The sequence below is a fragment of the Paenibacillus typhae genome, assembly GCF_900099765.1.
GTDB lineage: Bacteria > Bacillota > Bacilli > Paenibacillales > Paenibacillaceae > Paenibacillus_AQ > Paenibacillus_AQ typhae.
The window spans coordinates 89,810-102,525 of the sequence record NZ_FNDX01000019.1; the positions used below are offsets into that span (position 1 = coordinate 89,810).

9 protein-coding genes are annotated in these 12,716 nt (G+C 52.0%); 7 read left to right on the forward strand and 2 right to left on the reverse strand.

Annotated features, from left to right (window positions below):
- Positions 1–30 precede the first annotated feature (30 nt).
- Positions 31–2,085, reverse strand: coding sequence for a beta-galactosidase (locus BLR64_RS16630; RefSeq protein ID WP_090715820.1), 2,055 nt, complete (start codon positions 2,083–2,085; stop codon positions 31–33).
- Positions 2,086–2,228: 143 nt separating this feature from the next.
- Between BLR64_RS16630 and BLR64_RS16635 the strand changes: the two genes are divergently transcribed.
- The 5 genes from BLR64_RS16635 (at position 2,229) to BLR64_RS16655 (ending at position 9,094) form a co-directional block, all read left to right on the forward strand.
- Positions 2,229–3,062 carry a helix-turn-helix transcriptional regulator gene (locus tag BLR64_RS16635; protein ID WP_090715822.1) on the forward strand — a complete coding sequence of 278 codons (834 nt, stop codon included), beginning with the start codon at positions 2,229–2,231 and terminating at the stop codon, positions 3,060–3,062.
- A gap of 183 nt (positions 3,063–3,245) precedes the next feature.
- Positions 3,246–5,825: a hypothetical protein gene (locus BLR64_RS16640; RefSeq protein WP_090715823.1), complete on the forward strand. Its 2,580-nt coding sequence runs from the start codon at positions 3,246–3,248 to the stop codon at positions 5,823–5,825.
- Between the two features lie 34 nt (positions 5,826–5,859).
- Positions 5,860–6,573, forward strand: coding sequence for an ABC transporter ATP-binding protein (locus BLR64_RS16645; protein ID WP_090715825.1), 714 nt, complete (start codon positions 5,860–5,862; stop codon positions 6,571–6,573).
- On the forward strand, positions 6,570–7,949 hold the full coding sequence (locus tag BLR64_RS16650) for an ABC transporter permease (RefSeq protein ID WP_090715826.1): 1,380 nt from the start codon (positions 6,570–6,572) through the stop codon (positions 7,947–7,949). Before BLR64_RS16645 ends, BLR64_RS16650 begins: the two co-directional genes overlap by 4 nt.
- A 47-nt stretch (positions 7,950–7,996) precedes the next feature.
- A complete protein-coding gene (locus BLR64_RS16655; RefSeq protein WP_090715829.1) occupies positions 7,997–9,094 on the forward strand; it encodes an efflux RND transporter periplasmic adaptor subunit in 1,098 nt (365 codons plus the stop codon).
- A gap of 72 nt (positions 9,095–9,166) precedes the next feature.
- Here the strand turns inward: BLR64_RS16655 and nagZ are convergent, their stop codons facing one another.
- Entirely contained in the window at positions 9,167–10,525 is a 1,359-nt protein-coding gene (nagZ, locus tag BLR64_RS16660; protein ID WP_090715831.1) for a beta-N-acetylhexosaminidase, read from the reverse strand.
- 116 nt (positions 10,526–10,641) lie between these two features.
- Between nagZ and BLR64_RS16665 the strand changes: the two genes are divergently transcribed.
- On the forward strand, positions 10,642–11,145 hold the full coding sequence (locus BLR64_RS16665; RefSeq protein WP_090715851.1) for a ferritin: 504 nt from the start codon (positions 10,642–10,644) through the stop codon (positions 11,143–11,145).
- 325 nt (positions 11,146–11,470) lie between these two features.
- On the forward strand, positions 11,471–12,334 hold the full coding sequence (locus BLR64_RS16670; protein WP_090715832.1) for a cation diffusion facilitator family transporter: 864 nt from the start codon (positions 11,471–11,473) through the stop codon (positions 12,332–12,334).
- The last annotated feature ends 382 nt before the right edge of the window (positions 12,335–12,716 follow it).

Sequence of the window (12,716 nt, forward strand, 5' to 3'; positions counted from 1 at the left end):
TGGGAAGTGCTATTCAGGGATACATGGCGTTTATTGCAGCACCAGGACGCCAAATCCGTCCATAATGAACTTACCTTCCAGCGTTCGGCCGGTCAGTAAATCTGTACGGGCCTCCTTGAGCAGAATTTCCACAGGCAGCTCGTTATAGTTGAGCAGGAAGGTCAGGCTGGCTGACTCGCTGCTGCGGACCTGCAGCTCCACCTCGGCCGGCAGCTCCAGCCATCCGGCAGCAGGAGAGGCAAGCTCCAGGCTGTCTATAATTCTAACAGCTGCTTCCTCATTGAATACAGCCCCGTAATACCATACCTCGCCGCGGCCGCGTTTGTTCCGTGTAACCGCAGGCTTGCCGGCATAATAATCGCTGGCATAGGTACCCATCACCTCTACCGTATCGGCTTCCACATGCAGAATATCATTGAAGGAATCTGCGCCGGTCAGCTCATCACTTCCATGGGCCCACTTAATGGTTGTCGGAAGGCGTCTGCCTTTGACCATAGTGAATTCTTCAACGGTAATTCCGCACAGCTCTTTGGCTGCTCCCGGGAAAGCACGCATATAGCATTGGCCCCGGGAATCTTTATAACCGGTCCGGCAGCCGAAGATCAGCCTGCCGCCCTGCTGTACGTACTCATCCAGCAGAGCTGCCGTTTCATCAGTCATGATCGCGGGATGCGGATAGACCAGCACCTGATAGCGGGACAATTCCTCAGCGGTTGTCTTGCTTCGTAAATACAGTATGTCTGTAGGAATGTGCTTATGTTGAAGCGCCTTGAACCACTCTTTGTTGCTCTGCCACATGAACGGCCCGTGCCAGATGTCGTATTCGCCGTCCCACTCATTATCGTAATCGCGCACGATGGCGATGGATGCCTTGGCTGTTGTGCCGATAATGCTCTTGCCCGCCGCGCCAAGCTCCTTCCCGATCTCCGCTGCTTCCCGAACTCTGCGGTTCGGCAGATTATGATAGTCATTGATGCCGTGCCAGTAAATCTCGTTGCCCATGGTAGCTGTTCTCCAGCGAAAGTAGAGTACCATATCGGCGCCGTGGGCAATGGACTGGTATGTCCAAAGACGCATCTGCCCGGGTTTAGGGGATGGCATATCCATCCGGTTAACCCAGCCTCCAGGTCCGGACTGTTGCTCCATGATGCAATAGTTAGGGCTGATCGAACGCACTACCGATAACGATAAGCTCCAGCTGCGGTCAGCTAGCGGATTCCGCTCATTCTGATCATTAGAGATGCTGGAGAACTGCGGATAGGAATCATAGCTGAAGAAGTCGAGCATTTCATCGTTCAGCTCATGGCTGTCGAGATGACCGAACAAGCCGTTAGTTGTCACCCATTGCCCAGGGGCCTTTTCCCGGAGGATGTCAGCCTGTACTTTGGCAAACGAAATAGCATTGTCGGAGATAAAACGCTTCTCGTCCAGCGCCTGATGCGGGTTGGGCTGCCCGGGAACCGGGGTAGGGCGCGGCAGGAAAACCTGGGACCAGCTGGTATAGCTCTGGTTCCAGAAAACCGCACCCCAGGCTTCGTTCAGCTTATCCAGCGTGCCATATTTCTGCTGCAGCCATTCCCGGAAAGCAGTGTGATCGCTTTCAGAGTAGAATACGTTAATCTCACAATTCAGTTCATTGTCAATCTGCCAGCCGGCGACACCGGGGTGGCTGCTGTAACGCTCGGCCATTTGAGTCACGATCCGGGCACACAGCTCACGGTACTTCGGACTGCTGTAATTATAATGCCGGCGCATGCCATGCTGCAGGGTTACGCCTTCTTGAGTTACGTTAAGCACTTCAGGATATTTTTCTGTCAGCCAGGCAGGAGGTGTAGCCGTTGGTGTTCCAAGGATCACCTTGAGTCCATGGCTATGCGCCAGATCAATGGCTCTGTCGAACAGCCCGAACTGAAAGCGGCCTTCCTCCGGTTCAAAAATGGACCAGGCAAACTCGCCCATCCGGACAATGGTAAAGCCTGTCTCTACCATGCGGCGGTAATCGTCATCCCACATTTCCTCCGGCCAGTGCTCCGGATAATAACAAACACCAAGCTCGAACTTCTGGTCAGCCACAGGTTTCTTCATCATAACCTCCAAATGTAAAAAGATGCTTTAAACAATCTATAAATCTATTGTAATAGCAGCACTGAGCTGTCTTATATAACATAATCTTGCTATTATATGATTATATTGCGTGCTGAACATCCAAAGGGAAAAGGAGAAAGGCAATGATGAAACAACGGGTGCTTCCGGCTCCGGCTTATGCCCATTATGTCTGTTATCCGGAATTTATCGGGCATTACAGCGATTTCCCGCAGCATGCGGAGCGCAGGAGCGAAGGGATGCTGAACAGCTACAATCTGCATCTGGTTTTTGGCGGTTCGGGGTATGTGTTTCAGAATGGTATAAGGATACCGATGGGCATGGGCAGAGGTTTTCTCTATCCCAGAGGTGCTTATCAGCAGTATGGCTCAGATCCCGTTCAGCCATGGGAGGTACGCTGGGTCCATTTCAGCACCTCGCTTTCCCTGCCATTATTGGAGGAAGCTGACCAGTCGCAGGGATACTTTTTCACATTCGACCTGAATGCCGGACTTGAAAATAGGTTTGAAGAGATGTACCTCTTAAGTAACGCCTACGAGACACAGAACGAGCCCTGCTTGTCAGCTGTGCTGTATGAAATTCTTGTCACCCTGCTGCAGAACTCCGAGCCTCTGCACGGATCGGTTCCGCTGGAAATCCGCCATTCGATCCGCCGCACAGCTGATATTATCCATAATGAATGTGAGCGGCCATGGACGCTGGAAAGCATGTCGCGGCTTGCTGGATACAGCAGCTATCATTTTCTGCGGCTGTTCCGCTCCACCATGGGGAAGACGCCTAACCGCTATTTGAGCGAATGCCGGCTGGCCAGAGCCAAGCTGCTGCTGGTCTCTACGGAATTTCCGGTTGAGCGAATCGCGCTCCAGAGCGGCTTCCAGCAGTCCAGCTATTTTATCAAGGTATTCAAAGAAGCAGAAGGACTGCCTCCCAGCCAATACCGCCGTTCTTTCCGTTCATAAATTTGGCAGGAGAGAAGGGGAATGTTAACAAACCATGTTCATTAAACAGCACTGGCCGCGCTGTTTAATGGCATATTTGCGCAGAAAAGGTTACAACGTGACGGGAAGAGTTACAAATTGGATACAAATCCCTGTGTGTTAGCAACTATAATAATTCTAGCAAATATTTCTGGGAGGAAATCAATGAGACAGTTCAGAAAAAGATCGGTTGCCCTGCTATTGGGCACCTTGACCGTTGCCCAGCTGGCAGGAAGCCTGGCGGTGCCTGCAGTTCAGGCTGCGGGCACGCAGCCGTCAGCCGCAGCCTCAGCCGCAGTCAAGATAAGTCCGGTTACAATGTCGGCGGGAGTAACCGCAGCACTTGAGGATGTAAATATTTGGACACAGTCCGGCGGTAATATATTGACCTATACATTGAAGATTACCAATAACACCAGCTCGACTGTGAATCTGCAGCGTTACTTTTCAAGAGTCGTCACACCGGGCGGTTCCATTATTCCCGGCAATCCGGTAACCGCAGATGCGACGAAGAAAAAGATCGCTGCCAAGAACAGCATGAGTATTACATACTATGTAAATATCGGCCAAACCAAATCCCTCTCAGGTGTCAAGATTGCTATGTATGTGTGGGACACCAAAAGCAAGGGATACCTGAAGCATACCGGTTCCTTCGCTATTCCGGCAGCTTATTCCACAACAGCGGGCTTGGGCAAAAGCATCAATAGCAGGATGAACGACATCCCGGTCTCGGCAAGCGCCGACTCCCTGCAGCTTTATAAGTACGGCGGCAAAGTATACGCCAAGGTTGGCATCAGCATTACCAATAAAGGCAGCAAAGTACTGGGTGATACGGGCTACTCGGCATATCTGGTTACCGCAAGCGGAACCTCCTTTGAGCTTGCCTTGAGCAGCTCCCAGACCGGCTATAAGATACAGCCGCAGGAGAAACGGACTATTTTTTATCTGACCGAAATCCCTGCTTACCTGAATACGGCGAATATGAAGCTGCAGTTCACCCAGAAGGATGAAACCCTTAAGCTTGAGCTGGCCAAAGCTTCCTTCAAACTGCCGGCCGCAACCACTCCGGATCTTGTAGTGGCAAGCGGTGCTGTCAAAAAGATGGTCGTTAACAGCAATACTGTAGATACAAAGCTAACCGGAGCCGCTGTCTATGCAGAGGATGACAAGGCAATCTGGTCCTTCCAGCTGCAGCTCAAAAATACCGGCAACAAGGCGGTGACCCTGCCTGCTTACGAATTGTCTGTCAAATCGGCCAAGGGTACAGCGTTCCCCGTTAATGCCAAGGGCCTGAGCGGTCTTACCCTGAAGCCGCTTGAGACCAAGGTCGTTCCGCTGAATGCAGAAATTCCGCTTCAGGTGGAGCAGTCCTCACTGCAGCTGCAGATGATAGAGGCCGTTACAACCTCTGCCGGTACAGATGCGGGAGGCCCGGGAGCAGGTGAGGCGGCCGGCGATACGTCTGCAAAGCTTGTTTTTCCGGTTGCCTATTTTACAATTCCGTATACCCTCCGGGCCGATGTGCGCAGCGGTCAGGAGTACGGAACTACGAACCAGTACGGTACATTCTCCTACAGCCTGCAGTCGCTGCAGCGTTACCCATGGAGGGATGATGATATTGTCCTGGCCAAAGTGAGAATTACCAATAACCAGTCCGTTAATCTTACCATCCCCGAGCTCAAAGGCGCCCTGAAGCTGGATACCGACAATCTGGCGGCAACAACCGACCTGCTGATGGATAAGGATGCGGCGGTGCTTGCACCGGGCCAGTATACGGACATTTCCCTGCTGACCAAAATTCCGTATACGGATGAGTTCAACAATGTGCGTGTTAATCTGTCTGTCAAATCGGAAACCGAGAGTATTCCGTTCCTGGACTTCAGCACAACCAGCTTCATCAGCAGTGTGAACCAGCTTAAACGCGGAGACAGCTATGTGATTACCGGCAAAGGCAAAAATGCCGCCGTTCAGGAAAACAAAACGACAGTCTATGAAGGCAGCAATTTCAACATCCTCTACACCGAGGTTCTGATGAGCAGCGCCGAGAAACGGCAGAGCAAGATGGCCCGCCTGCAGGCGTACTTCAAAACAGCGGACGGACAATTCTACGAAGCCAAGGTGAACCAGTCAGACAACCTGGCGACACCGGGCGGCAAGCAGCTGATCACACTGTGGGCCAAGCTGCCCAAAACAGTTGCAACAACAGAGGTGGCGGCATATCTGGGGGCAGGTGTGACAGGCAGCAAGCTCAGTGAGAGCGGAGAACAGCCGACCGGCTTTATCAATGTAGCTTCGCTTCCGCTTACTCCAAAGGCGGTTGTTCCGGCAGCCAATCTGCAAAACATTGTCCTTTATCCATATACATTAAATGTGCTTACCTCCGATGGACGCCATGTGGAAGCCAGCGATACGGTTAATCTGAACATCACCTATAACCTGACACGGGACAACAGCTATGATGCAGGGGAGTCCGAACATAAGCTGGTGCTGCGGATTACCGATCCGTTCGGCCAAATCCAGGACAAAGTGCTGGCAGTAGGTACAGAGCTGATCGAAGGGAATAACCATACCTATTCCGTGTCCTTTACCCGCAATCAATATAAGCAATTGACCGGCGGCTCCTACAAACTGACCGTCTACGATGAGTTCCAGGGCGAGCGGCAGGAGCTGGGCAGCCAGCTCTTCACCATGCGGTTTGAACCGCTGCCAAAGCCCTCAGATGAAGAGAAAGAGACAGAGAAATAACGGTCTATTCTAATTCCACAAAGGAGCAGCTTCCATGTTGCGAGTTGAAAATATCAAGCATTCGTTCAAAACCGGCAATGAATGGACAACGGTTCTGCACGACATTAATTTTACAGTCAACAAAGGGGAGATGGTCGCGCTGCTCGGCAGCTCCGGTTCGGGTAAATCCACCATGCTGAACCTGATGGCGGGGCTGATGAAGCCGACGGAAGGCCATATCTACATTGCCGGCCATGATATCGTCCAGATGGGCGAGAACAAGCTGGCAGAGTTCCGCCGCAAGCACATCGGGTTTATCTTTCAGGCTTATGAGCTGATTACAAGCCTTACGGTGCGTGAAAATGTTGAGCTGCCGCTCGTGTTCCAGTCTGTATCCCCCTCGGTGCGCAAGCAAAAAGCGCTGGCGCTGCTGGAGCAGGTCGGCATCCCGGACAAAGCGGATTTGTTCCCGTCCCAGCTCTCAGGCGGTCAGCAGCAGCGGGTCAGTATTGCCCGTTCGCTGATTACCGAGCCCTCCGTTATCTTCGCGGATGAGCCGACCGGTAATCTGGATACCCGGACAGAGGAAGAGATTATTGCCATTCTGCTGAAGCTGAACCAGACTCTGAAGACAACTTTTATTGTTGTCACACATGAACTGGAGGTTGCAGAGCAGATGCAGCGCACCTTCTCCCTGCGTGACGGTTATCTGATCAACAATCCTCCTGCAGCAGCAGATGCGAAGTCCGCAGAAGGAGGTACGGGATGAAGATCAGGGATATATCACGGATGGCCTGGGATCAGGTCAAACGGCGCAAGGTGGTTACCGGCCTGTGCATGACAGGAATCTCCATCGGCTGTGCGGCCATTATTGTCGCCCTCAGCATCGGCCAGTCCGCCCAGACTTATGTAACAGACGAAGTGAACCGCAATTTCAAAATGGATGAAATCACCGTTACTCCAGGCGGTGGTATTCCATCCCAGGGCGGCGGCAGCGGAGGTGCTGCGCAGAACAATGAAAACCTCGACCCCGGTAAGCTCACGGCCCAGAAGCTGGAGATTATTAAGAGCCTGAATCATGTTGTGGCGGCTGCACCTTTTGAAGACGCCGGATATATGCAGATGCTGACGGTTGATAATAAAATTGCCGATGTTCAAGTAAAAGCAACAGACCTGCGGACGCTTAAGGAGTTCGGCTTTAAATTCAAGCAGGGCGGTGTTACCGATCTTCCGGGTATGGTGGTACTCAATTACGGGGCGACACTCGGTCTGATTGACAACGAGACCCGTCAAAAGCTGTATGAGCAGATGGGGGCAGACCCGTTTAATTCGGACCTCATGAACCAGTACAACAGCTTGTCTGTGCTTCCTTCAGAGATGTACAGGCAGCAGGTGCAGCTTCAGGCAACGGATTATTCAACCGCGGAGGGTAAAGTCAAGCTCAGCTCGGCGCTCCAGGTGGGCGGTATTCTGGCTACGGCAGAAGGAACGGATGACCTGCGGGCCTCATATGAAAAAATCATGTACGTTTCGCTTGAAACGGCTGCTATGCTGACCGAGCAATTGTCTTTCGGCATTAATAACGGCATGTCTCCGAATGTAGAGGAAAACAGCTACAAAACCGTCACGGTAAAGGTGGACAGCACAGACAACATCAAATCAGTGGAAGCCATGATCCAGAAGCTGAATCTGAACGCCATGGATAATCTGTATCAGCAGGAGATGCTCAAGGAGCAGTTCGATATGATAAAAATGGCTGCGCTCGGCATCGGGGTATTCATCCTGGTGATCGCATCTATCTCCATTATTGTAGCCATGACGATGTCCACGCATCAGCGCAGACGGCAGATCGGCATAATGAAGGTGCTGGGCGCCAACATGGGGCAAATCCGCAACATGTTCATTACGGAAGCGGCTTTGCTCGGACTTCTCGGGGGACTGCTGGGTGTGCTTTTCTCGTATCTGATTATCATGGGGCTTAATAAGCTGGTTGGTACAGCAGGTGACAGCCTGAACTTCTTTATCCCGTTAACGACCATTCCGGTGGGACTGGCCTTTGCCATTATGACGGGGGTGCTGTCAGGGATTTACCCGGCAATCAGTGCATCCAGAACCGACGCGCTTACAGCGATTAAACGGGATTAGCGGTTAGCATTATAGTTAATGTATTTCAAGCTGAAAGGAAGCCCACAATGAAAAGAATAATCAAGCGGAGCCTGAAATGGCTTATTATCGCAGCAATCATTATAGGCGCTGGATATATGCTGTACGGTAAAATGTTTAAGGCCGAGGAACCGGAAATGGTGATGGAGCCGCCGCAGGTGATCAGCTTCCCGGTAACCGAGGAAACCGTGACCAGCTCGGTTCAGGTCAAGGGGAAATCCCAGTACCAGGAGGAGACGCTGGTCTATGCACCGTTTGCCTCCAAGGTAACCGGTTGGAAGGTGGAGAACGGCGGGCAGGTCAAGAAGGGCGATGTGCTGTTTACCCTTGACCAGTCTACGCTCAAGAACGAGATTGCCCAGACGGAGGCGGCGATCCGCAAGGCGGAGCTCGAGGCGGAGCTTAACGCTTTTGTCAGCCAGCAGGAGGATGAGAGTGCAGCTCCGATCGGTACGGAGGCAGAACGCCTCAAGGCATTGGCTGCCGAAGAGGCTGCCCGGCTGAACGAGGAGCTGAATCAGGTCAACGCCGAAATCCAGCAGCAGGAGCTCAAGGATAAGAAGGCTAAACTGAACACCGCTGTATATCATGCGCCGGCTACAGGGATTTTCCTGTATGACAGCAGCACTGAACGGCCGCAGACAGTGACAGACAACCAGTATATCGGCAAAATTGTCGATCTGAACAAGCTGGAGTTCATTGCTTCAGTCGGGGAGCAGGACATTTTCAAGATCAAGCAGGGGATGAAAGTTAATGTGAAAATGACGGCTATGAAGGATCTGATTCTCAGCGGAGAAGTGACGGAGGTCTCCAAGTTTGCGACCAACACGACCGGACAGAATTCGGCCGGCCAGGTTCCGCAATTTGATGTGGTCATTTCGCTGCAGCCAGACGAGCATCTGATCGGCGGGTTAAGCCTGAGCGGGGATATCGAGACCTCGCGCCGGGAGAATGCGGTAGTGGTCTCCAGCATGGCTGTGATGCATGAAGGCGACCAGACCTTTGTCATGCTGGATAAGGGTAACGGGGTTTATGAACGGAAGGAGATTAAGATCGGACTGGAGACTTCAGATAAAACAGAGGTTCTGAGCGGGCTGAAGGCCGGGGATACGGTCGTTCTGCAATAGATTCCAATACAAGAGGGAGCTGCGGCTGTTGATGCCGGAGCTCCCTTTTTATCTGCTGATCATTTGTCTGTCTTACTTTGCCAGAGTCTTGCGCCATGCCTTTATATCGCTGTTCAATTCTGTCAGATCGGGGACGGCAACCGGCTTATCTGTCAGCTTATATTTTTCTTTGAGTGCCAGTATACGGTACACGCTTTCGTCGATCCGTGATTCCGGGATCACTCCGCTGCGGACACTCTCCAGCAGTGCGGCCCTTACCTTCCGTTCATTGGAATATTCGTGGGCAATCAGAAGAATGTCGCTGCCGGCGAGGACAGTATCTACGGCCGCTGCAGGCAGCGTATAATGATCCGTGATAGCGCCCATTGTCAGATCGTCTGTAATGACAACCCCGCCGAAGCCCATCTGCTCCCGGAGCAGCCCGCCTATAATCTTAGCAGACAGGGAGGCTGGCTTGTCAGGATCAAGCTGCGGATAAAGAATATGGGCTACCATTACGGTATCCGCACCTTCCTTGACCGCGGCCTGAAACGGCAGCCATTCCAGCTTCGCAAGCCCTGCTGCGCTTTTGTTCACGACGGGCAGCTCAAGGTGAGAGTCTACAGAGGTATCGCCATGGCCGGGAAAATGCTTAATCACCGGAATGGCGCCTTCTGAAGCGATACCATTCATCTCGGCAATGCCAAGCCGGGAGACAAGCTCAGCGTTATTCCCGAAGGAACGCTCACCGATTACCGGATTATCCGGATTGCTGTTGATGTCCAGCACAGGGGCAAAATTCATATTAAAGCCGGCTGACAGGACTTCCCTTGCCAGCAGCCTGCCCATCTCCGCGGCACTTTTCTTCTGGTTAATTATTCCGACCTTGCTGTTTGCGGGAATAGCAGCATATTCTTCAGGCATCCGGCTTACCTTGCCGCCTTCCTGATCGACGCTCATAAAGAGCGGCACTTTGTTTCCGCTGTTGCTCTGCTTCAGTGCGTTGATCAGGGATACCATGCTTTTAAGACTGCTGATATTGTCTTTATAAAGGATGATTCCGCCGATCTCGTCCTCCGCAATCATCCGCTTGGCTTCACTGTCCAGCTTGGTACCGTCAATACCGGCCAGCAGCATCTGTCCGATTTTTTGCTCCAGCGTCATTCCGGCAATCCTCGCTGCAAGAATGTCATGGCTGCTGTCAGATCCTGCGGACGGAGAAATGGAAGGAGCTGCTGCCGGTGCTACAGAGGTTTCAGGAGCTGCAGGCTGCGGCGAAGGGGACTTTGCAGGAACGGATCCGCCGCCGGCAGCCGTTGCGGGTGAGGAAGAAGCGGCTGGCGTTTGTGACGGCGGAGGGCCGTCCGCTGCGCTGTTACCCGTACTGCAGCCGGTTAGCAGCATCAAGGTTACAGCTGTAATTATCGAGGTGTATCGGCCGATATTGATCATATAATGGGCCTTCCTTTCGTTTGCAGATTCACATCCAGGGATGATAAGATGTATGGGAATAAGCAGTACATAGGTTTAACAAGCCATTCATTTTAAAAGGATGAGGTGACGTGTTCATGCAGGAAGATTTGATGAAGACACTTAATGAACAGATGAATTTTGAGTTTTATTCCGCTCATGTCTATCTGGCAATGGCTGCATATTGTTCCGGTGAGAGCCTGGACGGCTTCGCTAACTTTTTCCTGGTACAGGCCGAGGAGGAACGGTTCCATGCCATGAAGATCTACAAATTCCTCAATGACCGTGATTACCGCGCCACACTGGCAGCAATGCCGGAGCCTAACAACAACTACACCTCCATGCTGGATGCTTTTGAGCATGCCTATGCCCATGAGCAGCAGAATACCAAGAAATTCTACCATCTGGCTGATCTGGCCTTGGATGCGCGCGAGCATGCAACCATCTATTTCCTGAAGTGGTTCATTGATGAGCAGGTGGAGGAGGAAGCACTGTTCAGCAATATTATCGCCAAGCTCAAACGGATTGAAACGGACAGCAACGCCTTCTACATGCTGGATGCGGAATTTGCCGCCCGTTCCTTTACACCGACTGCGGAATAAGCTGCAGAACCAGATTTTCGCCATACTATAGCCAAATGCGGGATGTATTCTTTTACAGAATACGTCCCGTTTTTTACATATGTAATAGACTCAGTAAAGCTGGAAAAGTTACAGTACAGCCTTGATTATCGTTCCGGAAGCCCGTTTAATCGTTAAAAGTTGAACTAATGCAAAGGTTGTTGCAGGCAGCAACACAATTCCGGGGACCCAACTCTATTTAGGAAGGTTAACTATTACGCCGGCCGGCAACACTGTTTCTCTAGACCCACCCGGATGACAGCGTGTAGTATGGAACAATACTAATTGTTTTGGAGGTTCTTTTGTTTTGGAAAACTACAGCGACATCAAACAAAGTGAAAAAGGGGCCTGGCTCAGTCTGCTGGCATACATAGTGTTATCTGCAGTCAAACTGCTGATCGGGACCTTCTCGGGCTCACAGGCGCTGCTTGCCGACGGGCTTAACAACAGCACCGATATTATAGCATCCATTGCCATTCTGATCGGTCTCAAAATTTCGAGAAGACCCCCGGATTCCAATCACAGCTACGGGCATTTCAGAGCGGAGACGGTTGCCGCACTGATTGCTTCCTTCATCATGATTGCTGTAGGGTTTCAAGTTCTGTACCAGGGCGTGAACAAGTTCATCCAGCCGGTGCTGGAGACGCCTGACCTGATTGCCGCCTGGACCGCAGCCGCGTGTGCCGTGGTCATGATGGTTGTATATCTGTATAACATCAAGCTGGCCCGCAGGCTTAACAGTAATGCCATGCAGGCAGTGGCTCAGGATAACCGTTCGGATGCGCTTGTCAGCATGGGCGCTTTTATCGGAATCATCGGTTCGCAATTCGGCCTGCCATGGCTCGATCCGGTAACTGCAGTTATCGTCGGCTTGCTAATCTGCAAAACGGCCTGGGACATCTTCCGCAAAGCTACCCATGACCTGACTGACGGCTTCGATGCAGGGCAGCTGGAGCTGATGAAGCAGACGGTGGCGGGAATTGCCGGTGTGGAGTCGATCAAAGACATTAAAGCGAGAGTGCACGGCAACAACGTGCTGGTTGATACAACGGTACTAGTCAAATCCAGTCTCAACGTTGTACAAAGCCACGATATTACGGAGGAGATCGAAGATCAGCTGAAAGGCCGGCACCGGGTTTCTGATGTGCTGGTGCATATCGAGCCGGTGTGAATGGAAGAGCGGTGTAAGCGGAAAGCCTGAGCAATCAGGCTTTTTTTCGTTTGCGCGTGCCCAGAGGCACGCATTATCTAGTTGGTGCAAGTCCAACCAAGAGAGGGGCCAAGCCACTCTTGTAGCTAGGATGCTTGCGCATGGCGAAATCTGTGTGTAAAAGCGCATCGACAAAAGTACCGGTCAGAGACCGGGCGAGCAACAACCCAGGCCGCAACATCAAGTGAATCCTGCCGCGTCGTCAAAAAGGCCCTGCAAAGGGGAAAAGAGGGAGCCGAGTCTCGCTAAACTGGACGAAGGCCATGGAAGCTGTAAAGAACTTGGTACAACAGCGAAGAACCCTCCGGCGTAGAGGGAACGGCATGGTTTGAAAGATAATGCA